This window comes from Kitasatospora herbaricolor (assembly GCF_030813695.1).
Classification (GTDB): domain Bacteria; phylum Actinomycetota; class Actinomycetes; order Streptomycetales; family Streptomycetaceae; genus Kitasatospora; species Kitasatospora herbaricolor.
In genome coordinates, this window is sequence record NZ_JAUSVA010000002.1 from 7,932,721 (window position 1) to 7,958,217 (window position 25,497).

The window sequence follows — 25,497 nt, forward strand, 5'->3', positions numbered from 1 at the left end:
CCGGGAGGGTGGGTGAGGTCCGCGGCCGGCCGGGACGTCGGGCGTGGTCCGCGGCCGGCCGCCGAGCGGTTCAGAGCAGGGTCCGCCAGTAGTACCAGAACCGGTTGAGCACCAGTAGCGCGATCACCGCGTACCAGAGGGCGGGCACCACCCAGTGGTAGCGGACCGCCTCCCGGACGACCGCGCGCGGGCGGGCGGGGACGGGAACGACGCCGGTCCGCAGGTTGTGCAGCGTGACGTACCAGAACAGGGCGATCGTGACGGCCCAGACCACCATGCAGTACGGGCACAGTGCGCCGATCCGGTAGAGCGCCTGGACGATCAGCCAGTGGGTGAAGGCCAGGCCGACGGCGGCTCCCAGCTGCAGCCCGAGCCAGAACCAGCGCCGGAACGCGGCCCCGGCCAGCGACCCCGCGCCGACGGCGAGGACCATCGCGAAGGCGGCGACGCCCAGCAGCGGGTTGGGGAACCCGAACACCTCGGCCTGCGCGGTGCGCATCACCGAACCGCAGCTGATGACCGGGTTGATGTTGCAGCTGGGGACGTACGAAGGGTCCGCCAGCAGGCGGATCTTGTCGAAGGTCAGGACGGCCGAGGCGATCAGACCGATCAGGCCGGCCAGGGTCAGCAGCAGGGCGAAGGCCCGGCCGGCCGGGACGGGCGCCCGGTCCCGGGTGGCGGGGCGTGCGGGGCCGGCGGGGTGGGCGGACAGGACGGTCATCGGGACGGACTCCAGCATCGGGACGGACTCCAGTGGGTGTGGAACTCCGGTGGGCACGGCGGGGCCCGGCCCGGCCGTGGCGGCCGGGCCGGTGCTGGTCTTCGGGTGCGTGGTGCTCGCTGCCCGGCAGTCGTCGGGCGGTGGCGCCCGCGGACTCACCGGGCGCCGGCGGCCTGCTTCAGCTGGGTGGTGAGCTGGTCGGCCGTCAGGGGCCGGCCGTTGTCGTCGGCCAGCTTCACCGGCGTGCCGTCCAGCTTGACGGTCGGCGTGCCGGTCACCCCGCTGGAGTTGAACGCCTCGGCCACCTTGGCCGCCCACGGTGCGTAGGTGCCCTCGGTGACCGCCTTGGTGAAGGCCTCGGTCTTCAGCCCCGGGACCTGTTCGGCCAGCGCCAGGATCCGGTTGACGTCCCCGAAGCCGTCCACGCGCTCCTCGGGCTGGTTGGCGTAGAGCACGTCGTGGAACTGCTTGAACTTGTCCACGCCCTCGTTGGCCGCCGCGCCGGCGGCGGCCAGCGCGGTGCGGGAGCCCCGACCGCCGAGGTTGACGTCCAGGAAGGCCGCCAGGTGGTACTCGATCTTGTAGGTGCCGTCGTCGGCGAGCTGCTGGACGGCCTTGCCGTGCGCCTTCTCGAAGGTCTTGCAGACGGGGCAGCGGAAGTCCTCGAACACCTGGAGGGTGTGCGCGGCGTCCGGCTTCCCGTAGGTGATCACGGTGCCGTCCGGGCCCGAGGTGTTGGCGGGCACCACCAGCGGGCCTGCCGAACCGGCGGCCCTGGCCGGCGCGCCGGCGGCGCCCGGGGCGTCCTCGGTGCCGCCACCTGCGGTGCTGATGGCCAGTGCGGTGCCGCCCGCCAGGGCCAGCACCGCGGCGATCGCGGCGCCCACCACGATCCGCCGACGGGTCCGGGCGGAGCGGGCCTCCAGGCGGTGGGCCTCCTGGATCCGCTCGCGGGCGGTCGGCAGCGAGGCGCGGTGCGGGTTCTGCGGCGGGAGCTGCCGGCCGCCGCCCGGCGTGGCGCCGGGCTGCCCCGTGGGGTTCGGGACGGCGGGTCCGACGGGGCTCTCGGTCTTCGGGCTCTCGGTCTTCGGGTTGTCGGTCTTCGGGCTGTTGGACATCGGGCTGTTGGACATCGGGGTGTTGGACATCGGGGTCAACTCCTGGACGGCTGCGGTGCCGGCGCGGGCGGCCGCGGCCCGGGACACCCCGCCGGAGGGCGGGTGCGGGCGGGCGGCGCGGAGCCGGGCGGTGGATGCTCTGGACGGCCGGGGTGGGCGCGCCGCCGGGGCACCGTCGTCCGGGCGTGCCCGGGGAGCCGTGGAACACGGCCGACGGTCTCAGGCGGCGGGCGCGAAGGCCGGCGGGCCGCGTCGGGGAGCCGGGCCGCGCAGGACGTCCTGCCGGCGCGGGCGTGGGCGGTCCGCGACCGGGGGCCGGACCAGCCGGACGGGGCGGGCCGGCACCGGGGCGAGCAGCAGCAGGCGCCGGAGCGGGCCGCCGAGCGACTCGCCCAGGGCGCGCAGCGCGTTCGCCAGACCGCTCAGCGCGGCGTCGCCCAGCCGGAGCCAGACCGCCGCGACGACGGCCACCAGCAGGTGCACCAGCAGCAGGAACAGCTGGACGGCGGCCGGCGCGACCGGGCCGGTGCGGCCGAGCGGGCCGGGGAGGAACGAGCCGTCCATCGAACCGCCGCCGCAGACCAGCAGGTTCATCCCGTGGACCGGCCCGTGGCCGGCGCCGAAGGCCGGCGCACAGGTGGTCTGGCCGAGGTTGAAGGCGGTGTTCAGCAGCAGCTCGACGGGGACCAGCACCGCCGAGATGTGCAGCAGCCCCCGCTCCGCGCCGGCCAGTGCGGCGGCGACCAGGAAGACCACCACGGTCGCGCCGGCCACCAGGCTCATCGGCAGCGGACGGCCGGTGACGACGACCTGGCCGGACGCGGACAGCGGCACGGCGAGCGCGGTGAACACCGCTGCCCGCAGGGCCCTCGTCGCGTGGCTGGTCGTCATGTTTCGGGAGTATGCCATGCGACCGGCCGCCGGGACGAGGCCGCCTGCCGGCACGCGGCCGCCCGCCGCAACGGCCGCCCGGAGACGTACGGATGTCGCAGCCTCGGGTTCCCGTTCGTCACCGGTGCTCCGCAGCTTCACTCCTGGGGCGGTTTCGGCCACGAATCCGGGTGATCGACGCCGGGGCGCTCTCAGGGCGGCTGGAGAATCAGCCGATGGACAACGCCGCTCACTCGCCGCAGGCCCCCCAGGCCCCCCAACTGCCGCAGGCAGCCCACCCGTCGGAGCACTCCGCGCCCGCTTACCCGGCCCACCCGGCCGGTCCTTCGCACGGCCCCCAGGGGCCCTCGGCGAAGGACTCCGCGCCGCACCCCGCGGAGCATCAGGGCGACCGGCCGGACGACCACCACCCGCCGCAGGACGGCCACCCGTCCCATGACCAGCACCACCCGCCGGACCCGCAGCCGCCGCACGACGGTCACCCCTCGCACGGCGACGGCCCGCCGCACGACGGTCACCCCATGCACGACGGCCACCCGCCGCACCTCCCGCATCCCCCGCACGTGCCGGCACCCCCCTGCAAACCGCCGCCGCCCCCGCCGCCCTGCCCACCGCCGCCGCCCTGCCCGCCGCCCAAACCCGACCCCCCGCTGCCGCCGGTGGTCCATCCGCCGGACCCACCCGTGCCGCCGCCCCCGCCACCGCCCGACCCGCCCGCTCCGCCACCCCCGCCCCCGCCGGTGAAGGCCGAGGCGCCGGAGCCGGTCAAGGCCGCCCCGACCCCCGCCGCGCCCGTCCCCGTGAAGCCCGCAAAGGCCAAGGCCGTCGTGGTGGCCGCCCCGCCGCCGCCCCGGCCGACCCTGCTCCCGCCACCGCCGGTGGCCACGCCCGTCGCGGGCACCGCCGTCCCGGCGCCCCCGCCGCCGCTCGCCGTGGCGCCCGAACCCGCCCTGGACCCGGTGGTGCTGTCGGTCGTCCTGCTCGTCACCGTCCTCGTCCCCGCGGCGCTCGCCGCGATCTTCCACCCCGTCACCAGGAGTCGCAGATGAACCCCGCCCCGATCGTCGGAGCCCTCGCGGCAGCGACCGTGGCCCTGATCAGCCTGGCCGTCGCCCAGCGGCTTCGCCCCGTCCTGCCCGAGGGCGAGGAGGCGGACGGCCCGCACCCGGTGCTGTCCACCATCGGCGGCGGCCTGCTGTCGGGCTTCGTGCTGCTGACCGGGTTCCTGGTCGCCACCGGCTGGGCCGCCCACAGCACCCAGGTGGTGCCGCCGGTCGGCCTGTACGCGGCCGACCTGGCGGCCGGCTGCGCCGTGCTGGTCTACCCCTCCCTGGCGGGCCTGCCGTTCAGCGCGCGGCACGCCACCGCGGTCGGCCTGTTCGGCGCGCTGGTCGGCTACACGCTCTCGCTGGCGATCCAGCTGCGGCCCTGAGCCGGGGGCGGACGGCCCGGGTCGGGCCGGTGCCGGGCCGGCGGTTGCGCGCGGGCCGTCGGCCCGGCACCGGCGCCGGGTGAGTTCTAGGCTGGAGGCCAGAGCTTCGGACCGGCCGGGTCGCCGGCCGGTCCGGTCGACCGCGAGGGGGTGACCAGGTGCCGGCACCCGCGACCACCGCACCCGGGACCACGATCGGAGCCGCCGTCCTGGCCCGGCTGGCCGCCCAGGCCGAGGTGCTGGCCGCGCTCGACCCGGAGGTGCGGGCGGACGAACCCGACGCCGTGCACCGGATGCGCGTCGCCTGCCGACGGCTGCGCAGCGCCCTGCAGACCTACCGGCGGCTGTTCGCCGAGGGCCCGGCGCGGGAGCTGGCCACCGAGCTGAAGTGGTTCGGCGCCGTGCTCGGGCAGGCCCGCGACCGCGAGGTGCTCGGCGAGCGGCTGCTGGCCGAGGCCCGCGCACTGCCGCCGGACTGTCACCCGGACCGGCCGGCCGGCCGGCTCGCCGCCTGGTCGCGCCGGGAGGCGCAGCGCGTCCGGCCGGAGGTCCTCGCGGCCCTGGACAGCCCCCGCCGGCAGGCTCTCGCGGCAGGCCTGGCCGGGCTGCTGGCCGATCCGCCGCTGCGCGGCCGGGCCGGCCGGGCCGCCGGGCCGGAACTCTCCCGGATCGCCGCTCGCGAGCAGCGCCGGACGGCCGCCCGGGTGCGGACCGCCTTGGCGGCCGGGCCCGGACCGGACGGTGACGTAGCGCTGCACGAGGCCCGCAAGGCGGCGAAGCGGGCCCGGTACGCCGCCGAGACCGCCGAGCCGGTGGCCGGCCGGGCCGCCCGCCGGTACACGAAGCGGATGAAGGCCGTCCAGGAGCTGCTCGGCGAGCATCAGGACGCGGTGGTGGCCGCCGCAGCCCTGCGTGAGCTGGCCGCCGGCCCGGACCCGGGAGCCGGAACGGGCGCGGACCCGGGAGCGGGAACTGGCGCGGGAACTGGCGCGGAAGCGGTTGCCGAGCAGGGGTGCGGCGACGCCTTCGCGTACGGCGTCCTGTACGCCCGGCAACTGGCCGCGGCCTCGGCCGCCCGGGCGCGGCTGCCCGAGGTCTGGGCCCGGGCGGCCGGGCGGCGCCTCTCCCGCCTGGACTGACCGGACCGCCTGGACTGACCGGACCGACCGGACCGACCGCCTGAGCCGACCCCCTGGACCGACCCTGACCCCCTGGACCGGCACGACCGGCTGGACGGTCGGCCGGGCCGACCCGCCGGCCCCGGGTGCGGCCGTCGCGTCGGGAGCCCGCTACTGCTGCTCGGGCAACGGGTCCAGGCCCGCCCCCCGGGCCGCCGTGCGCAGGACGTCGCGGAGCATGGCGGGCGTCAACCGGCCGGTGAAGGTGTTGCGCGGGCTGACGTGGTAGCAGCCGTGGAGTTCCAGCGGCGGCCCGCCGTCGGCGGCCGGCAGGCTGACCCGCGCGCCGTGGCCGAACACCGGCCGGGGCCGGGGCAGCTGCCAGCCGGCCGCCGCCAGCGCCGGGAGCAGCGCCTGCCAGGCGAACCCGCCGAGCGCGACCACGGCCCGCACGTGCGGGCGGAGCAGGGCCAGCTCGCGGGCGATCCACGGCCGGCAGGTGTCGCGTTCGGCCGGGGTGGGCCGGTTGTCGGGCGGGGCGCAGCGCACCGGGTCGGTGATCCGGACGCCGTACAGTTCCAGGCCGTCGCCGAGCCGGACGGACCCGGGGCGGGAGGCCAGGCCGAGGCGGTGCAGTTCGGCGTAGAGCAGGTCGCCGGAGGGGTCGCCGGTGAAGATCCGGCCGGTGCGGTTGGCGCCGTGGGCGGCGGGGGCGAGGCCGACCAGGACGAGCGGTGCGTCGGGCGGGCCGAAGCCGGGGATCGGCCGGGCCCAGTAGTCCCAGTCCAGGTAGGCCTTCCGCTTGGTGCGGGCGGCCTCCTCGCGCCAGGAGACCAGTCGGGGGCAGGCCCGGCATCCGGTGACGGCGGCGTCCAGGACGGCCAGGTCGGCGGCGGCCGCCGCGGTGACGGCGGGGTGTTCGGGATGCCCGGGACGGTCGGGGCCGTCCGGTGGGCCGGCCGCCGCGTCCGGCGCCGGCCGCGGCGGCCGCGTCGGGCCGGCGGCGGTGCGGCGCGCGGGAGGCGGCTGGTCCGGCATGCCCCAGATCCTATGCGGGCCCGCGGGCCGCCGGGGGCGTGCGGCGCACCCCGGGGGAGCGCGTCCGGTGCCCGTTCCGGCGCTGCCCGGGCAGGCGTAGCGTGGAAGGCGGCTGTTCCGGCGATCGTGAGCCCGGCCCCACACCGGCCGGGCCGGAACGGCCGGGTGCCTGAGGTGGCGGCGATGCTGATTATCGATGTGGTGCTGGGGGCAGTGGCGGCGGCGGGGTTGTGGGCGGGGCTGAGTTTCCGCGTGGTCCAGCAGTTCCAGCGCGGCGTGGTGTTCCGGTTCGGGAAGGTCCGGGAGCAGGTGCGGGATCCGGGGCTGGTGATGCTGCTGCCGGTCGCCGACCGCCTGCACAAGGTGAACGTGCAGATCGTGACGATGCCGATCCCGGCCCAGGAGGGCATCACCCGCGACAACGTGACCGTCCGGGTGGACGCGGTGGTGTACTTCCGGGTGCTCGACCCCGTCCGGGCGGTCGTCAACGTGCAGGACTACGGCTTCGCGATCTCGCAGGTGGCGCAGACCTCGCTGCGGTCGATCATCGGCAAGAGCGAGCTGGACGACCTGCTGGCCAACCGCGAGCCGATCAACCAGGGCCTGGAGCTGATGCTGGACACCCCGGCCCTGGGCTGGGGCGTCGAGATCGACCGGGTGGAGATCAAGGACGTGGCGCTGCCGGAGTCGATGAAGCGCTCGATGTCCAGGCAGGCGGAGGCCGAGCGCGAGCGGCGGGCCCGGATCATCACGGCCGACGGCGAGTTCCAGGCCTCGGCCCGGTTGTCGGAGGCGGCCGCGGTGATGAGCGCGACCCCGGCGGCCCTCCAACTGCGGCTGCTGCAGACGGTGGTGGAGGTCGCGGCGGAGAAGAACTCGACCCTGGTGCTGCCGTTCCCGGTGGAGTTGCTGCGCTTCCTGGACAGTGCGACGGCCGCCAACGTCCGGGCGGCGCCGGCGGGCGAGGCCGAAGGGGACGGGCAGCCGGGGGTGGTGGAGGCGGTCGAAGCCGTCGAGGCGGCCCGCCGGGGCGTCGAACAGCTGGAACTGCCACCGCTGGAGGAGCTGTTGGCGCGAGTCCCGCGGGAGGAGCGGGCGGCGGCCGAAGTCCCGGAGGTGGACGGCGCGGACGGCTCCGGGCCGGCGGAGCACGGCCGCGAACCGTGACGCCCGGTGGCGCCGCGGCCGGCGCCGGACCACGATGGGAGCAAGGGGCCGGGAGCGGGAGCCGGGGGAGTGGCAGCTACGGCAGGAGGCCTGACGATGACCAGAGCCGGCGACATCATGCACGCGGGGGCGGAGTGTGTCGGCGAGCACGACACCCTCGCCGACGCGGCCAGGATCATGCGGGAGCGGGACGTCGGGGCGCTCCCCATCTGCGGCGACAAGCAGAAGCTGCTGGGCATTCTCACCGACCGCGACATCGTGCTGAAGTGCGTCGCCGAAGGGCGCGACCCCAGCCAGGTCGAGGCCGGTGAACTCGCCCAGGGCCGACCGATGGTGGTGGAGGACGACGAGGACACCGAGCAGGTGCTCCGGGTGATGGAGCAGCACCGGGTGCGGCGGCTGCCGGTGATCAACCACCCGGACCACGAGCTGGTCGGGATGATCAGCGAGGCGGACATCGCCCGCGGTCTGCCGCAGGCCCGGGTCGCCGAGTTCGTGTCGGTGATCTGCGCCCGGTAGCGCCCAGGCGACGGCCGACGGCACCGACGGACGTACCGCACGGTCCTACCGGACGGACGTACCGCACGGACGTACCGGCTCCCGGACGGGGAGCCGGTACGTCCGTGCCCCTGCGCGTCCTGAGCGGTCCGGGTGGCGGGGTGGTCCGAAACCGTCGCCCGACGCGTGTTCTCCGGTGGCGGTGCGCGACCCGCGCCCGCCGGAGGAACCCGGAGAGGACACCACCCGATGCGCAAGCCCGCACTCGACCGCCGTACCTTCCTGCGCACGGCTGCCGCCGCCGGAGCCGGACTTCCGGTGGCGGCAGTCGCGTTACCCGCCGAGGCCGCGCCCGGGGAGCGACCGGGCCGGCCGGACGGGCAACCGGGACCGGAGCGGCAGGGCCCGGCCGTCCGGCCGTCCGGCACGGTCTTCCGCTGGCTCGGCACGGCGGGCTGGCGGATCGACCACGGTGGCCGCACCGTGCTGTTCGACCCCTACCTGACCAGGTTCAGCACCGGCCTCTATGTCGACGGCGGCAAGGCCTTCGACCCCGCCACGCCGCTGGTGACCGACCCGGCGCTGGTGGACCCGCACATCGGCACCCCGGAGCTGCTGCTGGTCAGCCACAGCCACTGGGACCACATCAACGACGTCCCGTACATCGCCGCCAGGACCGGCGCGCCGGTGGTCGGCACCGAGACCACCTACCACCTGCTGCGCGCCCTCGACGTACCGGCCGGGCAGCTGATCGTGGTGAAGGGCGGCGAGGTGCTGGACTTCGGCGGCGGGCTGACGGTCGAGGCGGTGGCCAGCCGGCACAGCCGAAACGAGCAGCGCCGCTACTTCGCACCGGGAACGCTGAACGCCGTCCCGCCGCGGCGCCCGGCCACGGTCGGGGACCTGCCCGAGGGGGACACGCTGGCCTTCCAGGTCGGGTTCGACGGCGGCCCGACGGCCTTCCTGATGGGGGCGAGTGACTTCGCCGAGCGGGAGGCGGCCGGGCTGCGGCCCGATCTGGCGATGATCGCCGTGCCCGCCAGCGCCGCCACCCACGGGTACGTGCCGCGGCTGATGCGGGCGCTGGGCGATCCGCGGACGGTCGTCCCGGTGCACTGGGACACCTTCGAGAGCGCGCTGGTGAACCCCGTCCGGCCGGACCCGCACATGGACCTGGCCGCGTTCACCGCGCAGGTCGCGCAGGCCTCGCCGCGGACCCGCGTGGTGGTGCCGGACTACCTGACGCCGCACACCTTCGGCTGAGGCCGCGCACCTCCGGGCCGGGGCCGCGCACCGGCCGGGGCCGGCGCGACAGGGGCCGGTGCGGCCGGGGCCGGGGGAGCGCGCCGGCGGGCGGCCCCGGATGTGGGGCCGCCCGCCGGGTGGAGCGGTGCGGTCAGCTGCAGGTGATGCTCAGCGAGCTGTTGGCCTTGCAGGTGCGCGTGGCAGTGTCGTTGGCCGCCGCCGGGTCGGCGGGGACGCTGGCGGTGCGGGTCGCGGTGACGGCGAAGGTCCGGTAGGTGAGCAGGCCGACCGGGACGGTGAAGTGCCGGGTGACGCTCGCGCCGCTGGCGACGGCCGGCAGGGTGCAGGTCACCTTGCCGGCGGCCGCGGTGCAGTCGGTCGAGGTGGCGGTGGTCGGGGAGGTCAGCGGCACCGAGACGGTGCCGGAGGTGAGCTTGGAGGGGCCGCGGTTGGTGACGGTCAGGGTGTAGTCGACGCGACCGCCGAACAGCGAGGTCACCGGAGTCGCGGTGAGGGCGACGGCGAGGTCCGCCTGCTCGGTGTAGGTGAAGCGGTCGCCCTGGACGGCGGGGCTGACCCCCTCCGGCGTGGTGACCCGGACGTCGACCGTCCCGGCCGCGCCCGCCGGCGCGGTGGCGGTGCAGCTGGTGGCGGTGCAGGAGACGGCGGTGGCGGCGGCGCTGCCGAAGGTCACCGCGGTGGCCGTGGCCAGGTTGGTGCCGGTGACCGTGACGGCGGTGCCGCCGGTGACCGGCCCGCTCGCGGGGCTGATCGCGGTGACCGTCGGGGTGGGCCGCGGGATGTCCAGCACGCTGACCGCGCCGGCGCCGAAGTCGGCCAGGTAGCCGCGCTTGCCGTTGGGGGTGATCGCCAGCCCGTACGGGTTGGTGCCGACCGGCAGGGTGGCGCTCACCGTGTTGTCGGCGGTGGTGATGACGCTCACCGTGTTGTCGTCGTAGTTGCTGGCGAAGGCCTGCCGGCCGTCGGGAGCGACGGTGACGGCCAGCGGGTTGGCGCCCACGGCGATGGAGCCGGTGGCGGCCCCGGCGGCGGTGTCGATCACCCCGACGCTGTGGTCCTCCCAGTTGGCGGTGTAGATCCGGGCGCCGTTCGGGGTGACCGCCAGGTCGAACGGGGTGCTCGGGACGGTGATGGCGGCGCTCACCGTGTTGGTGGCGGTGTCGACGACCTGCACGGCCTTGTCGCCGGGCACGGCGACGTAGAGCTTGTGGCCGTCGGGGGAGAGGGCCAGCCCGTGCGGCTCGGCGCCGACCGGGACGGTGGCGCTCACCGTGTTGCCGGCGGTCTCGATCACGCTGACGGTGTTGGCGTCGGCGTTGCTGACGTAGACGTGCCCGCCGTCCGGTGCGACCGCCACGTCGAAGGGGCCGGCGCCGACCGCCACGGTGGCGGCGACCGTCCGTGCGGTGGTGTCGATCACGCTGACGGTGTTCTCGGCGGAGTGCGTCAGGTACGCGTGCTTGCCGTCGGGCGCGACCGCGATCGCGTAGGAGCCCGAGCCGGTCTCCACGGTGGCGGCGACGGTGCCGGCCGCGGTGTCGATGACCTTCACCGCGCCGGTGCTCTGGCTGGTGACGTAGGCCTGGGAGCCGTCGGGCAGGACCGCCACCCCGGCGGGGTAGGGGCCCACTTGGATGGTGCTGGTCACGGTGGGCGGCGCGTCCGCGAACGCCGCGCCGGCCGGGCACGTCACCAGCGCTCCCACGGTCAGACCTGTCGCCAGCAGGGCCGTCCAGGGTTTGCGGAACGAACGACGTGTCCTCACAGAAGCCTCCGGGGCTCATCACATTCGGTAGGAGTGGTTCCGGTGGACGCCGCAGTGCGCCGCCGGAGCCGGTGCACAGCGTAGGAGAGGTCCTGACGCCGGGTCAGAATGTTGAGTGGATTGTCGTTTAATGATTGAAGTTGAAAAGTCGCGATATCTGTGGGGCTGTTGGGAAACGCGCGTGGTCAGGGCCGTGCGAGCGGCTCCGCCGGCTCCGTCGGCAGAGCCCGCCGCAGCAGCTCCGCGAGGTGCAGCGCCCGCCGGCCGTCGGCGAGTTGGGCGATCTGCGTCCGGCAGCTGAACCCGTCCGCCAGCACCACCGTGCCGGCGGCCGCGGCCCGCACCTCCGGCAGCAGCACCCGCTCCGCCACCGCGACCGACACCTCGTAGTGGCCGCGCTCGAACCCGAAGTTCCCGGCCAGGCCGCAGCAGCCCGAGTCGAGCACCCGGTTCGCCAGCCCGATCCGGGCGTCGATCCGGCGGTCGGCCCCGGTGCCCAGCACGGCGTGCTGGTGGCAATGGGTCTGGGTGATCGCCTCCCCGCCGACCCGCGGCAGCTCCAGCCCGGCGGCGTACTCGTCCAGGAACTCGGCGAAGGTCCGGACCCGCTCCGCCGCCGGCCGGCCCGCCGGGCCGAGCAGTTTGGGCACCTCCTCGCGCAGGGCCGTGGTGCAGCTCGGGTCCAGGCCGACCACCGGGACGCCGTCCGGCAGCGCCCGCAGGCTGCGCCGCATCACCCGGCGGGCGGTGTCCAGCTGCCCGGTGGAGACCCAGGTGAGGCCGCAGCAGACCGGCGCGGCCGGGAGTTCGACCGCGAAGCCGAGGTGCTCCAGCACCTCCACGGCGGCCCGCAGCACCTCCGGCTGGAGGTGCTCGGCGAAGGTGTCCGGCCAGAGCAGCACGCGTTGCCCGCCGGCCGGGGCCGGGTGCGCGGCCCGGTGCCGGCGGAACCAGCGGCTGAAGGTCTCCGGCGGCAGGACCGGGAGCGCCCGGCGCCCGTCCACGCCCGCCAGCCGCTTCAGCGGGCCGGCCGCGGCCGAGCGGGCCACCCGGTTGGCGAGCCCCGGCGCGAGGGCCGCGCCGCGCAGCCAGAGCGGCAGCCAGCCCATCGACCAGTGCGAGGCGGGGCGCAGCCGCCGGCGGTGGTGCTGGTACAGGAACTCGGCCTTGTAGGTCGCCATGTCGACATGGACCGGGCAGTCGCTCGCGCAGCCCTTGCAGCCCAGGCAGAGGTCGAGGGCCTCCCGCACCTCCTCCGACCGCCAGCCGTCCGGCACCGCCTCGCCGCGCAGCATCTCCGCCAGCAGCCGGGCCCGGCCCCGGGTGGAATGCCGTTCCTCGCCGGTGGCCATGTAGCTCGGGCACATCACCCCCGTACCGGTGTCCACGCACTTGGCCACCCCGACGCAGCGGTGCACCGCCTTGAGCAGGCTGCCCCCGTCCTGCTCGTACGGCAGGGCCAGCGGCAGGTCGCGCACCGGGCCGTCGAAGCGCAGGTCCGCGTCGAGCGGGCGCGGGTCGACCAGGTTGCCCGGGTTGAGCAGGTTCTCCGGGTCCCAGATCCGCTTGAACCCGCCGAACAGGGCGATGATCTCCGGCGGGTACATCCGGGGCAGCAGCTCGGCCCTGGCCTGCCCGTCGCCGTGCTCGCCGGAGAGCGACCCCCCGTACGACACCACCAGGTCGGCGGCCTGCTCCAGGAACTCCCGGAACACCCGGCCGCCGCTCGGCGCCCTCAGCGGGAAGTCGATCCGCAGATGCACGCACCCCTCGCCGAAGTGCCCGTACGGGACGCCGCGCAGCCCGGACCGGCGAAGCAGCCCGCGCAGCTCGCGCAGGTAGTCGCCGAGCTGCTCCGGCGGCACCGCCGAGTCCTCCCAGCCGGGCCAGGCCTCCCCGCCGTCGGGCAGCCGGGTGACGATCCCCGCGCCGGCCTCCCGGACGCCCCAGAGCTGGCGCTGCTCCGCCGGGTCGGTGACCACCGCGGCGGTGGCGCTCCGCTCGCGGCGGACGGCGTCGACGAGGGCGCGGGCGGCCTCCAGGGCCTGCGCCCCGGTCGCGCCGCCGGTCTCCATGAACAGCCAGCAGTCGCCGTCCGGCAGCCGGTCGAGCGCGGGCGGCCGGGGGCCGGCGGCGAGCAGGGCGGCGATCAGGTCGCCGGACATCCCCTCCACGGTGAGCGGGCCCAGCGGCAGCAGGGCGGGCACGGCGTCCGCTGCCGCCGTCTCGTCCGGGTAGCCGGCCACCACCAGCGCCCGGGCGGCCGGCTGCTCGACCAGCTTCACGGTGGCGCCGAGCAGCAGGGCGCAGGTGCCCTCGGTGCCGGTGAGCGCGCGGGCCAGATCGTGGCCGTGCTCGGGCAGCAGCGCGTCGAGGGCGTAGCCGGAGGTGCGGCGCGGCAGTCGGGGCATCCCCTGGCGCAGGGCGGCCAGGTTCCGGTCGGCCAGCTCCTGCAGCGCGCGGTGGATCTCGCCGGGCCGGCCGGGCAGTTCGCGCAGCCGCCCGCGGGCGGCGGGGGAGAGCGGGCCGCCGACGGTCAGCTCGGTGCCGTCGGCGAGCAGCAGGTCGAGCGTCTCCACGTTGTCGGCGGTCCGCCCCCAGGCCACCGAGTGCGCGCCGCAGGAGTCGTTGCCGATCATGCCGCCGAGGGTGCAGCGGCTGTGCGTGGACGGGTCCGGCCCGAAGCGCAGCCCGTACGGGCGGGCGGCGGCCTGCAGGTCGTCCAGCACCGTGCCGGGCTCGACCCGGGCCAGCCGGCGCTCCGGGTCCACGGACAGCACCCGGCCGAGGTGCCGGCGGAAGTCGAGCACCACCGCGCCGGGCCCCACGGCCTGCCCGCCGATGCTGGTGCCGGCCCCGCGGGCGACCACCGGCACGCCGTGCTCCCGGCAGAGCGCGAGCGCCGCGCGGACGTCGTCCGAGTCGGCGGGTTTGACCACGCCGAGCGGCAACTGCCGGTAGTTGGAGGCGTCGTGGCTGTACACCGTGCGCTCGGCCGCCCCGAAGCGGACTTCGCCGCGCAGCGCGGCGGCGAGCGCCCGGGCCAGTTCGGCGCCTACGGCGGAGTGCTGGGTCACGGCGTGCCTCCCGGGGCGGGCGCGGCGGTCATACCGTCGATGATCCCAGCCGGGGCGCCCGGGCGCGGGGCGGCCACCCCGGGCGGAGGCGACGGGGTGTCATGTGGCAGGCTGGGCAGGCATGATCACCGACAACAGCGACCCGGCACGGGCCACCGGGCCCGGCGCGTACCTGGACCGGCTCCCGATCGGCCGGCGTCCGCAGCTGCGGACGGACGGCGTCCAGGCCTGGGACATCTTCCCCTTCGAGGGGGAGCTGCGGGTCAAGGTCCTGGACGAGCCGGTGCTGCCCGAACCGCCCCGGCAGGGCGAGGCCGGCGCCGAGGAGTGCGACCAGTGCGCCCGGCCGGACTCCGACTTCCTCTGGACGGACGAGCACTGGCGGCTGAGCGGGACCGACCGGCCGGCCGGGTTGCCGGCCATGGTGCTGCTCCAGCCTCGGGACCACCACGACCTGGCCGACCTGCCGCCCGCCCGGGCCGCCGAACTCGGCGCGATGCTCCAGCGGACCGAGCGGGCCGTCCTGTCGCTCGGCGGGATCGCCCGGGTGCACATCGACAAGTGGGGCGACGGCGCGGCGCACCTGCATTTCTGGCTGATCGCCCGGCCGGAGGGCATGGCGCAGCTGCGCGGCGCCTGCCTGCCGCTCTGGAACGACGCGCTGCCCCCGGTGCCGGCCGAGGAGTGGGCCCGTACCGGGCGGCTGATCGCGGCCGCGATGGCGGCCGGGGGCGGCACCGCGCAGGTCTGACGGCGGCGCGGGCCGGATCCGGCGCCCCGGTCGCCCGCTGCCGGCCAGGGCCCCTCAGCCGGCAGGCTGAGGGGTCCGGCGCTGGCCGGCGCGGGCCGTGACCGCGCCCCTGGCGATGTGGGAGAGCTTCGCGACCTCGAACGCCGGGTACGAGCCGCCCGCCAGCAGGGAGAACTTCAGCCCCTCCCGCCCGGCCGGACGCCGGTGCCCGGTCGGCAGGAAGCGCCGGTGGTGCTCGGCGGCGCGCTGGAAGAACCGCGGACGCTCGGCCCTGGTCACGCACCCGGCCAGGTCGAAGACGAACAGGTAGTGCCGGATCATCCGGTCGAACAGGTGCGGGCGGACGGCCTCCAGGGCCGGCCTGGCGTCCAGCAGCTCGAAGCTGCGCTCGTACTGGTCGAAGAGGTCGAAGTGGCTGCTGCCGGGCGAGCCGGTGGGGTGCAGGGTGTGCCGGCGGCGCAGCTGGACGCACTCGCGGGGGAGGACGGCGATCCGCCGGGCGTCCATCAGCGCCTGCTGGACGACGGGCACCTCCTCGTATTGGCCGTCGGGGAAGGAAAGGGCCAGCTCGCTCCAGCGGGCGCGGTTGTGCAGCCGGTCCCAGCTGTGCGGAGGGGCGCCGAACAGCTCGGGGCGCGCCTGCGGCCCGAGGACGGCGGCGCCGGCGGAGCCCAGCTGCTGCTGCCCGCCGCCGGGCCAGTCGCGGCCCCCGTGCCGGCGGGTGTGGCCGAAGAGCAGGACGTCCACCTCACCGGTCTCCGCCAGGCGCTCGGCCAGCGAGTCGAAGGCGTCCGGCGGCAGGACGTGGTCGCTGTCCAGGAAGAGCAGGTACTCGCCGCGGGCCCGGGCGGCGCCGGCGTTGCGGGCCCGGCCGACGCCGACGGACGCGTTGAGGTGCAGGGCGCAGACGTTGGGGTGCTGGGCGGCGTAGGCGTCGGCCAGGTCCGCGGAGACGTCCGGGGAGCGGTCGGCGACCAGGATGACCTCGAAGTCGCGGAAGGACTGGGCGAGGAGCGATTCGAGGCAGTCCGTCAGCTGTTTCTGCTGGTCGTAGGCGGGCAGCACGACGCTGATCAGGGGTGAGGGCATGCCGTGGAGGGTAGGAGCGGCCGCGTTCGCAGGCAACGGCCGGCCGCCTCCCGAAACTGACCATTCCCCGTCAAAAGGAACGGCGTGCGCCATATCTTCACCGCGCGCGCCGAGGCCGTCCACGGGGGCCGCGCGCCGGGCGCACGGAACAGCGCGCCCGGCGCGACGGCGTGCGCCCCCCTGGACGGCCCTGCCGGGCGTGTGACCAGCGCGGATCCGGCCCGTCCCTGGATCATCCGTGTGCGGGTGGTCGGTGTACAGGCGGTCGGCGCGCGGGTGCCCGGTGCACAGGTGGTCGCACGGGGGCCGGCGCAGGCGGTGCCCGGCGGTGGGCCGGGTGCCGGGAGCGGCTTGGCCGTCCGGCTCAGTACGCGTGGTGGACCTGCCAGAACCTCCACGCCCCGCACGGGCTGCCGTAGGTGGCGTTCATGTAGCTCAGGCCCCACTTGATCTGGGTGGCGGGGTTGGTCCGCCAGTCCGCGCCGGCCGCGGCCATCTTGGAGCCGGGCAGGGCCTGCACCAGGCCGTACGCGCCGGAGCTGGGGTTGGTGGCCGTCACCTTCCAGTTGCTCTCGCGCTCGATGATGTCGGTGAAGCACCGGAGCTGTCCGGCGGGCACGATCTGCGCGGCGATCTGCTGCGGGGTGCCGGTGAACGCGGAGGTGCTGTTCACTGCGGATCGCTGCTGCGAGCGGGAGGCCGCCGCGGCGGCGTCCGCCCTGGCCTTGGCGTCGGCCTGGGCCTTGGCCTGTTCCTGGGCCTGTGCCTGGGCGGCGGCCGCGTCGGCCTGGGCCCTGGCCTCCGCGTCGGCCTGCGCCCGGGCCGCTGCGGCCTCGGCCTCGGCCTTCAGCTTCGCGGCGGCGTCCGCCGCCTGGGCCGCGTCGGCCTGCGCCTGCGGCTCCTCCGCGGTGGGTGTCGCGGGGAGCCCGTCGACGGAGGCGGTGGTCACGGTGGTCGCGGCCTCGGCGGTGCCGCCGTCCTGGGGGAGGGCGAGCGAGAGGGTGGCGGCCCCCGCCAGTGCGATGGTGGTCACACCGGTGATCAGGGAGTTGCGGCGGGCATGGCTGAGCTGCATGAGGCGGTCGTCCTCTTCCGTCGGGCGTGGGACCGCGCCGGAGCGCGGGGCGGCCGGGCCCGCTCGGGGGAGAGGGCCCGGCGCCGCTCCGCGGGACGGCGGTGACACCCCGGCTGTGGGACGGGGCGGGCAGGTGGCGCGGCGGTGGGACGCCTCGCGGCCTGGCGGCCTGCACATTCTTCGCAGAGCCCCGAGCGGTGAGCAAAAGGCCCGGCTACTACGGCCGGTAGTGGACGCGGCGGTACCCGGCCGTAGCCGGGTGCGACGATCGCGGTTACCCGGAGTAGGGGATTCGGGCGCCGGGAGGCTGCGGCCGCGGCCGCGTCCAGGGTCGGAAGTCACCTGGTGGCCCGCGCTCCGGCCCGGGGCCACCCCGCGGCCCCCGCCCCCGGCCGGCGGGCCGAGGCGCGAGGGCGGGGCGCGCCCGGCGCCCGTCGACGATCGGCGGTAGTAGTGCTGCGGGAGCCTGTGTCCGGCCTCACAACGGGAGCCCGCCGGGGCGCCGCGTCGTCACCGTCCGCTCACGTCGGGTGGTGCCGCCCGCCGGGGCAGCTGCTACGGCGCGGACCGGTAGGGGTCGGCCTCGGTCCCGCCCCGGTACGGGTTCCCCACCTGCGGGGGCTCGGCGTACGGGTTCTCGGGGCAGGCGCTCGCGAAGGCCGGGCCGCCGCCGTGCGGGGTGCCGCCCCGGGCGCCGCCCGGGTGCTCCCCGGACTCCTGCGCAGCCGGGTCCTGCTCGCCGTCCTGGTCCTCCTCGACCGGGACGAGGTCCCGGGCCAGCAGGGTCGCGCCCGCGACCGCGCCCGGCATCGCCAGCACGGTCAGCAGCGGGACCAGGAACAGCAGGATCAGCGGCACGCCGAACCCGAGCGCCAGCGGGAGCCGGCGGCGCAGCAGCCGGATCCGCTCGGCCTGCGGCACCCCGCGCCGCTGCAGGGCCACCGCGGACAGCTCGACGACCAGGAAGAAGCCGGAGACGCAGAAGCCCGCGACGGGCACCACGGTCTGGCCGACCACCGGGATGAACCCGCAGGCGAACAGCAGGATGCCGAAGGCGAGCACCCGGACCAGGACGTACAGGCTGTCCCGGGCGGAGATCAGCAGCTCGCGCCAGAGCGGGATCTCCGGCTTGGCCGGTGCGCCGCCCTCGGTCTCGTCCACCTTCTCGCAGAGCGACTCGTAGAAGGGCTGGCCGACCAGCAGGGTCACGGCGGTGAAGGTGATCAGGGCGATCAGCAGGCCGCCGCCGAAGGTGACGGCCGCGAGCGCGCCGCGCAGCAGCCCCTGCCAGGGGGAGCCCCAGCCGTCGGCGAACGGGGTGGCCCAGGCGGCCAGGTCGTCGGCCCGGGTGCTGAGCAGTACCAGCGCCACGATGTACCCGACCAGGGTGATCAGTGCGGGGATCATCCCGAACCCCCACCAGCGGCCGTGTCGCGCCACCCACTTCTGGCCCTTGGCCAGGTACCCCATCCCCGCCACAAGATCTCGCATAGGGGGAAGGGTAGGGGACGCCGCCGGACCGGTCACCTCAGGCCGGTCAGCTCAGGCCGGGGCGCACGGGCCGCCGGGCGGTGGTCCTGACGACGCGTCCGGCCGCCCGCCCGCCCGGTGAGGGGCGGCCGGACGGCCGGAGGCGGTGCGCCGGGGGAACCGGCTAGGCGGCGGTGAGCGCGGCGGCCTTGCGGCGCCGGTCCACGACGGCGGCCGCGACCAGGACGACGGCGGCGGCGACCAGTGACAGGTACATCTGGGTCCGGCCGTCGTGGTCGGTGAACATGTAGATCATCACGAACCCGATCAGGCCGATGGTGGCCCAGGTCAGGTACGGGTAGAGCCACATCCGGACGGTGAGCCGCTCGGGCGTCTCACGCTCGATGATCTTGCGCATCCGCAGCTGCGAGAAGCAGATCACCAGCCAGACGAAGAGGGCCACCGCGCCCGAGGAGTTGATCAGGAACTTGAAGACGGTGTTCGGCGAGGTGTAGTTGAAGAACACCGCGAGGAAGCCGAAGACCACCGAGGACAGGATCGCCACCCGGGGCACGCCGCGCGGGCTCACCCGGGCGAAGGCCTTCGGCGCGTCGCCGCGCTGTCCGAGCGAGAAGGCCATCCGGGAGGCCGTGTAGAGGCCGGAGTTGAGGCAGGACAGCACGGCGGTCAGCACGATCACGTCCATCACCCGGGCGGCGCCCGGGATGCCGACGTGCTCCAGCACCGCGACGTACGGGCTGCCCTTGACCGAGGCGTCGTTCCACGGCAGCAGCGTCACCACGATCGCGATCGAGCCGAGGTAGAAGACGCCGATCCGCCAGATCACGCTGTTGGTGGCCCGGCTGACCGCCTTCTCCGGGTCGGCGGACTCGCCGGCGGCGAGCGTGACGATCTCGCTGCCCATGAAGGCGAACACCACGGTCAGCATGCCGGTGAAGACGGCGCCGACCCCGTGCGGCAGGAAGCCGCCGTTGCCGGTGAGGTTGGCCGTGCCGACCGCGCTGGTGCCGGGCAGCAGGCCGAAGACGGCCAGCGCGCCGATCACGATGAAGGCGATGATGGCCACCACCTTGATGCCGGCGAACCAGAACTCGAACTCGCCGTAGGAGGCCACCGAGAACAGGTTGGTGGCCGTCAGCACGGCCATCACCAGCAGGGCGAACGCCCACTGCGGCACACCGGGGACCCAGGTGTTGAGGATCTTGGCCCCCGCCGTCGCCTCCACGGCCAGCACCACGACCCAGAAGAACCAGTACAGCCAGCCGATGCTGAATCCGGCCCAGCGGCCCAGCGCCCGGTCCGCGTACGCGGAGAACGAGCCGCTCTGCGGGTCGGCGGCGGCCATCTCGCCGAGCATCCGCATCACCATCACGACCAGCACGCCGGCCAGGGTGTAGGAGAGCAGGATGCCGGGGCCGGTGGAGGCGATGCCCGCGCCGGAGCCCACGAACAGGCCGGCGCCGATCACGCCGCCGATGGCGATCATCGACAGGTGCCGGTTCTTCAGGCCGGCCTTGAGGTTGCCGTCCTGGCCGCCGTCGCCGGGGGCGCCCGGGGGCGACGCGGTCCGGGTGGTGGTGGTTTCCGCACTCATCTGCAGGTGCCTGTGCCTTCCCGCGCGGTCGACCCCTTCGGCCTGTGGTGCCGGAGGGTGGGGGGACGGATCCGCGCAATGCGACGCAACCTAACTTCTACTTCCGAGTATCGGAACAGCACATCGGGAAATGTCCGCTCAGCGGACGCGTAAGGCCTGGTCAGGACCCCTTTTCGGATTGTCCGCGAAAGCTCAAATCTGACACGGGGTCAGGCCGCTCAGCGCGTTCGGGGCGTGACCCGGGCGTTACCGGGCCGGGGTCGGGGGCCGGTCCGGGGAGCGCCGCCGGGGTGCTCATACTGTGGGGGTGAAGATCAGCGGAACGGTCCCGGAGTTGATGGCGGCGTGATCGTGGTCGTGGTGCTCGCCCTCCTGCTCGCCCTGGCCGTCGTCGGCCTCGCCCACTGGTACCTCTGGCGCCGCCTGGTCCGGGACGTCAGCGCCCCCGGCGGGCTCTGGCGGCGGACCGGCACCGTGCTGGCGTTCCTGCTCCCCGTCCTCGGCATCGGCGCGGTGGTCGGCGGGCGCGCCCTGCCGATGGCGGCCGAGCGCTGGATCGCCTGGCCCGGGTTCCTCTGGCTGGCGGTGCTGCTCTACCTGCTGCTCTTCCTGCTGGCCGGCGAGCTGCTCCGGCCCCTGCTCGCCCGGCTGCCGGACCGCCGGGGCACGGCACGCGACCTGCCGGGGGAGGCGGGACGGGACGCGGCAGCCGGTGCCACCCCGGCCGCCGTCACCACCGGGCCCGTGGCGGACCCCGCCCCCGAGCCCGGCACGCCGTCCGCCCGCCCCGCCACGCCGTCCGCCGACCCCGGTGTCCCGGCTGCCGACGTGGTGCGCCCGTCCCCCGCCGCTCCCGTGTCCGGCGGTCCCCTCTCGCCGCAGCGGCGGCTGTTCATCGCCCGCACGGTCGCGATCGGTGCCGCCGGCGCGGCGGCGGCCGTGGTCGGCAACGGCACCTACGGCGTGCTGCGCGGTCCGCGCCTCAAGCAGGTGACCGTCCCGCTGGCCAAACTGCCCGCGCGGGCGGACGGCTACCGGATCGCGGTGGTCAGCGACATCCACCTCGGCCCGATCCTCGGCCGCGCCCACACCCAGCGGATCGTCGACACCGTCAACGCCGCCCGGCCCGACCTGATCACCGTCGTCGGCGACCTGGTCGACGGCACCGTGCCCGAACTCGGCCGGGACGCCGAGCCCTTGGCCCGGCTCCGGGCCAAGGACGGCGCCTGGTTCGTCACCGGCAACCACGAGTACTTCTCCGGGGCGGCCCCCTGGGTCGACTTCGTCCGCTCGCTGGGCGTCCACCCGCTGCAGAACGCCCGGGTGGAACTGCCCGGCTTCGACCTGGCCGGCGTCAACGACCTGGCCGGCACCTCCGAGGGCGACGGGCCCGACTTCGACAAGGCGCTCGGCGACCGGGACCGCTCCCGTACCTCGGTGCTGCTCTCCCACCAGCCGGTGACCGTGCACGACGCCGTCCGGCACGGCGTGGACCTGCAGCTCTCCGGCCACACCCACGGCGGCCAGCTCTGGCCGGGCAACTACCTGGCCGAACTCGCCAACCCCACGGTGGCCGGCCTGGAGCGCTACGGGGACACCCAGCTCTACGTCACCCGCGGCGCGGGCGCCTGGGGCCCGCCGGTACGGGTCGGCGCGCCCTCGGACATCACCATCGTCACGCTGGTCTCGCCGAGGGCCTGACGGGGCCGCGGGCCTGGCGCGACGGAGACCGGACCGCCCCGGTGCGTGCACCGGGGCGGCCGCGCGACTTCACAGCGCGCGCAGCCCGAGCAGGGTGATCAGCCGCCGGTCGGCGGGCCGTCCGGTGAGGCGCGCGGCGACGATCCCGGGGATGTCGCTCTCCTGCGAGTGCCCTGGCAGCACGGTCACGTCCGTCCAGCGGATCGCGGCGGTGCCGGCCACGGCGTACGTGACCCGGTAGGTCGTGCGCTCCGGCGGCGGGGCCTGCGTGCCCGGCGCGTGCTCGGTCATCTGCGCCGGCCTCCTCACCAGCAGCCCCCGGGTCCCCTGCCGACATTCTCGTCCGGCCGGCGCGCGCTGTCCTGCGCGCCGGCGGCCGGCGCCGCCACCTGCGCAGAAGTCCGGCGGCGGCCGGTGTAGATCAGTCCGGGACCGGGCAGCACGCCTGTAGGGCCCGGCACCGGAACGATCCGGAGGTGGCGGGCGACGGAGCGACCCGGACCGTCCCGGCGCGTACGCCGGGGTCTGGAGGCGAACGAGATGGATCCGCAGACGACCGGGGGCCCGAGCACGACCGGGGGCCCGACCGCGAGCCCGACCGCGAGCCCGACCACGGGCCCCCCGCAGCAGCCGCACGGCCACTGGCTGAAGCGGGCCTGGAAGGCCGATGTCGGGCTGTCCACCACGGCGGCGGTGTTCCTGGTGGCCCTGTCCCTGGGCCTGGTCCTGGTGGCCGTCCAGATGTCGTACACGCCGCTGCTGGTGGTTTTCGCCGTGGTGTGGGGCGTGACCGTCATGGTCCTCTTCGGGGCGGTCTCGCGCTGGATCAGCAACAGCCAGGGCCCCGGGCGGCACCGGAGGATGGCCACCGGGCACTGACCCCGCCAGGCCAGGCGCCTGAGCACGTCCGACCGGGCGTGAGCAGGTCCGGGCAGCCGCCGGCCCGCGTCCCCGGAGGGGCACGCGGGCCGGCGGCCGCCCGGGCGGCCTCAGGAGGCGGGCGGCCCCATCCAGACCGTGGTGATGTTGCAGAACTCCTTGATGCCGTGGCCGGACAGCTCCCGCCCGAAGCCGGAGCGCTTGACCCCGCCGAACGGCAGTGCCGGGTGCGAGGCGGTCATCCCGTTGAAGAAGACGCCGCCCGCCTCGATGTCCCGGACGAAACGCTGCTGCTCCGCGCCGTCCGTGGTCCACACGTTGGAGCTGAGGCCGAACGGCGAGTCGTTGGCCCGCTCGACCGCCTCGTCCAGGTTCGCCACCCGGTAGACCGTCGCGACCGGGCCGAAGGTCTCCTCCAGGTGCACGCGCATCCGCGGCGTGATGCCCGAGAGCACCGTCGGCTCGTAGAACCAGCCGGCTGCCAGCGCCGGGTCCAGCCCCGGCGGGCGGCGGCCGCCGCACTCCACCCGGGCGCCGTGCGCACGGGCGTCCTCGACCAGCTCCTCCAGGTCGGTACGCCCCTGCTCGCTCGCCAGCGGGCCCACCGCGGTGTCCTCCGCCATCGGGTCGCCGACCTTCAGCGCCCGCATCGCCTCGGTGAACGCGGCCAGGAAGGGCTCGTACACCTCCTCGTGCACGATGAACCGCTTGGCCGCGATGCACGACTGCCCGTTGTTCTGGACCCGTGCCCGCACCGCCGTCGCCACGGCGGCGGCCAGATCGGCGCTCGGCATCACCACGAAGGGGTCGCTGCCGCCCAGCTCCAGCACCGCCTTCTTGACCTCGTCCGCCGCCGTCGCGGCGACGGCGCGCCCGGCCGGCTCGCTGCCGGTCAGCGTCACGGCCGCGACCCGGCGGTCCCGGATCACGCCCTCCACGGCGGCCGAGCCGATCAGCAGGGTCTGGAAGCAGCCCTCGGGGAACCCGGCCCGCCGGAACAGGTCCTCCAGGGCGACCGCCGTCCGGGGCACGTTGGAGGCGTGCTTGAGCAGGCAGACGTTGCCCGCCATCAGGGCCGGCGCGGCGAAGCGGATCACCTGCCAGAACGGGAAGTTCCACGGCATCACCGCGAGCACCGCGCCGATCGGGCGGTAGCGCACGTAGGCGTCCGAGGCCCCGGCGTCCGCGACGTCCTCCTGGCGCGGGAGTTCGTCCGCGAGCAGGGCGGGCGCCTGGTCGGCGTACCAGCGCAGCGCCTTGACGCACTTCGCGGCCTCGGCCCGGGCGGCCACCAGCGGCTTGCCCATCTCCTCGGTCATGGTGCGGGCGACGGCCTCCTGGTCGGCCTCCAGCAGGTCGGCCGCGCGGTGCACCAGCGCGGCACGCTGCTCGAAGTCCGTGGTGCGGTACTGCCGGAAGGCCGACTCGGCCCTGGACAGGCACAGCTCGATCGCCGCGTCGTCCAGGGCTTCGAAGGTCTCCAGGGTTTCGCCGGTCGCGGGGTTCACGCTGGCGATGGGCATGGCTGGCTCCCTGACGGGGGTGGTGGGCGGTCGGGTGGTGGAGGGACCGGACGGAAGGGGCGGGCGGCGCCGGGCGCGCGGACGGCCGCGGCGCCCCGCCCGGGCGGACCGGAGGCCGCCGGGCGGGGCACCCCCGCGGTCACTCGGGGGTGGCTTCGGCCCGGGCGGCGGCCTCCCGGGTACGGGCCCCGGAGCGGGTCCGGGCGGCGGTGACCTGCCGGTTCGGGAACCGGTGCAGGTACTCGGCCTCCAGTTGGGCGGTGCGAGTCGTGTGGTGCGCCAGCGCGTCGTCCGAGCCGTACAGGAAGGTCTCGTGCCTGGTGCGGTGGAGCTGCTCCAGCTCGTGCAGCAGCACCCCGTTGTCCAGGGCGTGCGGGGAGATCCCCTCCGGCTTGCTGCGGGGGCCGTCCGGGTGCCGCATGTCCGTACCTCCTCGGCGGTTGAACCTCCTTCTACCTTCTACCCGGGGTCGTCACTCCGCCGCCGGTGACCGGGCGGCGGAGTGGGCCGATCGGGTGCGATCCGGCGCCGGCGGCCCGGGACGGGCGACGGGCGGGTATCGCACTGCCTGTCGGCGCACCCTTTCCCTCCCCGCCGACCCCTCGATCCCGGGCTCGCGCCCGGCCCGCCGGACGGTGGCAATGATCCGAAGATTCCTCGCCCGGTTCGAACTGTCGGCGGTCATGGAACGGCACGACCCCAGCCGGGTGCTGGCCTCCTACTCCGCCGTCAACGCCGGCATCTCGCTCGCGGTGATGGCCGCGCTGGCGCACTTCAGCAACGCGCCCTTCCTCTTCCCCTCGCTCGGACCGACCGCCTTCCTGCTCTTCTACACGCCGACCCTCCCGAGCGCCTCGCCCCGCAGCACGGTGTACGGGCACCTGATCGGGGTGCTGTCCGGATACTTCGCGCTCGCCGTCACCGGCCTGCTGGACACCCCGCCGAACCTCAACGACATCACCTGGGCCCGGCTCGGGGCGTCCGCCGTCGCACTGGGCCTGACCTGCGGGCTGATGCCGCTGTTCGGCGTCGCCCACCCGCCGGCCGCCGCGACCACGCTGATCGTCGCGCTCGGCCTGCTGCGCACCCCGCTGCAGCTGACCGTGGTGATGATCGCGGTCGTCCTGCTGGCCGCCCAGGGCCTCGTGGTGAACCGCCTCGCGGGGATCCCCTACCCCTGGTGGCGGCCCGCGCCGCCGGCCGCGCCGAAGCCCGCCCCGGCGGCGGGCGGGGTGCGCGGCGGCGGGTCGTAGGATGGTCCCTTTCCTGGTAGTTCCACCCCCGAGTACCGAATCGATCCCTT

General features: G+C 75.6%; 23 protein-coding genes. 10 read left to right on the forward strand and 13 right to left on the reverse strand.

The window, feature by feature from the left end; all coding sequences use genetic code 11:
- Positions 1 to 70: 70 nt before the first annotated feature.
- The 3 genes from J2S46_RS34475 to J2S46_RS34485 all read right to left on the reverse strand — a co-directional run bounded on the left by J2S46_RS34475 (position 71) and on the right by J2S46_RS34485 (position 2,730).
- Complete coding sequence (locus J2S46_RS34475; protein WP_191290272.1) at positions 71 to 739, reverse strand: vitamin K epoxide reductase family protein; 669 nt, start codon at positions 737 to 739, stop codon at positions 71 to 73.
- 137 nt (positions 740 to 876) lie between these two features.
- Positions 877 to 1,869, reverse strand: coding sequence for a DsbA family protein (locus J2S46_RS34480; protein ID WP_191290273.1), 993 nt, complete (start codon positions 1,867 to 1,869; stop codon positions 877 to 879).
- A 189-nt stretch (positions 1,870 to 2,058) separates the two neighbouring features.
- Positions 2,059 to 2,730, reverse strand: a complete 672-nt coding sequence (locus J2S46_RS34485; RefSeq protein WP_191290274.1) for a hypothetical protein — start codon at positions 2,728 to 2,730, stop codon at positions 2,059 to 2,061.
- Positions 2,731 to 3,470: 740 nt separating this feature from the next.
- On the opposite strand from J2S46_RS34485, the gene J2S46_RS34490 reads away from it, so the two are divergent.
- The 3 genes from J2S46_RS34490 to J2S46_RS34500 all read left to right on the forward strand — a co-directional run bounded on the left by J2S46_RS34490 (position 3,471) and on the right by J2S46_RS34500 (position 5,301).
- On the forward strand, positions 3,471 to 3,779 hold the full coding sequence (locus tag J2S46_RS34490) for a hypothetical protein (protein WP_307352238.1): 309 nt from the start codon (positions 3,471 to 3,473) through the stop codon (positions 3,777 to 3,779).
- On the forward strand, positions 3,776 to 4,162 hold the full coding sequence (locus J2S46_RS34495; protein ID WP_073921270.1) for a hypothetical protein: 387 nt from the start codon (positions 3,776 to 3,778) through the stop codon (positions 4,160 to 4,162). Before J2S46_RS34490 ends, J2S46_RS34495 begins: the two co-directional genes overlap by 4 nt.
- 158 nt (positions 4,163 to 4,320) lie before the next feature.
- Entirely contained in the window at positions 4,321 to 5,301 is a 981-nt protein-coding gene (locus J2S46_RS34500; protein ID WP_191290276.1) for a CHAD domain-containing protein, read from the forward strand.
- Between the two features lie 150 nt (positions 5,302 to 5,451).
- On the opposite strand, the gene J2S46_RS34505 is transcribed toward J2S46_RS34500, so the two are convergent.
- Positions 5,452 to 6,318, reverse strand: a complete 867-nt coding sequence (locus J2S46_RS34505) for a uracil-DNA glycosylase (protein WP_191290277.1) — start codon at positions 6,316 to 6,318, stop codon at positions 5,452 to 5,454.
- A 183-nt stretch (positions 6,319 to 6,501) separates the two neighbouring features.
- Between J2S46_RS34505 and J2S46_RS34510 the strand changes: the two genes are divergently transcribed.
- The 3 genes from J2S46_RS34510 (at position 6,502) to J2S46_RS34520 (ending at position 9,246) form a co-directional block, all read left to right on the forward strand.
- Entirely contained in the window at positions 6,502 to 7,485 is a 984-nt protein-coding gene (locus J2S46_RS34510) for a slipin family protein (protein WP_229912746.1), read from the forward strand.
- A gap of 96 nt (positions 7,486 to 7,581) precedes the next feature.
- Positions 7,582 to 8,004 (forward strand): CBS domain-containing protein, encoded by a 423-nt coding sequence (locus J2S46_RS34515; protein WP_191290278.1) that lies wholly within the window; start codon positions 7,582 to 7,584, stop codon positions 8,002 to 8,004.
- A gap of 228 nt (positions 8,005 to 8,232) precedes the next feature.
- Positions 8,233 to 9,246, forward strand: coding sequence for an MBL fold metallo-hydrolase (locus J2S46_RS34520; protein WP_191290279.1), 1,014 nt, complete (start codon positions 8,233 to 8,235; stop codon positions 9,244 to 9,246).
- Positions 9,247 to 9,379: 133 nt separating this feature from the next.
- Here the strand turns inward: J2S46_RS34520 and J2S46_RS34525 are convergent, their stop codons facing one another.
- Positions 9,380 to 11,014: an IPT/TIG domain-containing protein gene (locus tag J2S46_RS34525; RefSeq protein ID WP_191290280.1), complete on the reverse strand. Its 1,635-nt coding sequence runs from the start codon at positions 11,012 to 11,014 to the stop codon at positions 9,380 to 9,382.
- Between the two features lie 185 nt (positions 11,015 to 11,199).
- Positions 11,200 to 14,091, reverse strand: a complete 2,892-nt coding sequence (locus J2S46_RS34530) for an FAD-binding and (Fe-S)-binding domain-containing protein (RefSeq protein ID WP_191290281.1) — start codon at positions 14,089 to 14,091, stop codon at positions 11,200 to 11,202.
- Positions 14,092 to 14,212: 121 nt separating this feature from the next.
- Between J2S46_RS34530 and J2S46_RS34535 the strand changes: the two genes are divergently transcribed.
- Positions 14,213 to 14,842 carry an HIT family protein gene (locus J2S46_RS34535; protein WP_191290282.1) on the forward strand — a complete coding sequence of 210 codons (630 nt, stop codon included), beginning with the start codon at positions 14,213 to 14,215 and terminating at the stop codon, positions 14,840 to 14,842.
- A gap of 54 nt (positions 14,843 to 14,896) precedes the next feature.
- On the opposite strand, the gene J2S46_RS34540 is transcribed toward J2S46_RS34535, so the two are convergent.
- From J2S46_RS34540 to J2S46_RS34555, 4 genes are all read right to left on the reverse strand, one after another.
- A complete protein-coding gene (locus tag J2S46_RS34540) occupies positions 14,897 to 15,931 on the reverse strand; it encodes a glycosyltransferase family 2 protein (protein ID WP_191290283.1) in 1,035 nt (344 codons plus the stop codon).
- A 364-nt stretch (positions 15,932 to 16,295) separates the two neighbouring features.
- Positions 16,296 to 17,006 (reverse strand): aggregation-promoting factor C-terminal-like domain-containing protein, encoded by a 711-nt coding sequence (locus J2S46_RS34545; protein ID WP_191290284.1) that lies wholly within the window; start codon positions 17,004 to 17,006, stop codon positions 16,296 to 16,298.
- 555 nt (positions 17,007 to 17,561) lie between these two features.
- Complete coding sequence (locus J2S46_RS34550) at positions 17,562 to 18,497, reverse strand: EI24 domain-containing protein (protein WP_191290285.1); 936 nt, start codon at positions 18,495 to 18,497, stop codon at positions 17,562 to 17,564.
- Positions 18,498 to 18,660: 163 nt separating this feature from the next.
- Entirely contained in the window at positions 18,661 to 20,091 is a 1,431-nt protein-coding gene (locus J2S46_RS34555) for an amino acid permease (protein ID WP_191290286.1), read from the reverse strand.
- Between the two features lie 345 nt (positions 20,092 to 20,436).
- On the opposite strand from J2S46_RS34555, the gene J2S46_RS34560 reads away from it, so the two are divergent.
- Entirely contained in the window at positions 20,437 to 21,792 is a 1,356-nt protein-coding gene (locus tag J2S46_RS34560) for a metallophosphoesterase (RefSeq protein ID WP_191290287.1), read from the forward strand.
- Between the two features lie 69 nt (positions 21,793 to 21,861).
- Here J2S46_RS34560 and J2S46_RS34565 read toward each other — a convergent pair whose 3' ends face one another.
- On the reverse strand, positions 21,862 to 22,083 hold the full coding sequence (locus J2S46_RS34565; RefSeq protein ID WP_191290288.1) for a hypothetical protein: 222 nt from the start codon (positions 22,081 to 22,083) through the stop codon (positions 21,862 to 21,864).
- A gap of 249 nt (positions 22,084 to 22,332) precedes the next feature.
- Between J2S46_RS34565 and J2S46_RS34570 the strand changes: the two genes are divergently transcribed.
- On the forward strand, positions 22,333 to 22,671 hold the full coding sequence (locus J2S46_RS34570) for a hypothetical protein (RefSeq protein ID WP_191290289.1): 339 nt from the start codon (positions 22,333 to 22,335) through the stop codon (positions 22,669 to 22,671).
- A 110-nt stretch (positions 22,672 to 22,781) separates the two neighbouring features.
- Here the strand turns inward: J2S46_RS34570 and J2S46_RS34575 are convergent, their stop codons facing one another.
- On the reverse strand, positions 22,782 to 24,194 hold the full coding sequence (locus tag J2S46_RS34575) for an NADP-dependent succinic semialdehyde dehydrogenase (protein ID WP_191290290.1): 1,413 nt from the start codon (positions 24,192 to 24,194) through the stop codon (positions 22,782 to 22,784).
- A gap of 139 nt (positions 24,195 to 24,333) precedes the next feature.
- Entirely contained in the window at positions 24,334 to 24,615 is a 282-nt protein-coding gene (locus J2S46_RS34580; RefSeq protein ID WP_073921258.1) for a DUF6158 family protein, read from the reverse strand.
- Between the two features lie 220 nt (positions 24,616 to 24,835).
- Here J2S46_RS34580 and J2S46_RS34585 point away from each other — a divergent pair, with 220 nt between their 5' ends.
- Complete coding sequence (locus J2S46_RS34585; protein ID WP_229912747.1) at positions 24,836 to 25,447, forward strand: HPP family protein; 612 nt, start codon at positions 24,836 to 24,838, stop codon at positions 25,445 to 25,447.
- The last annotated feature ends 50 nt before the right edge of the window (positions 25,448 to 25,497 follow it).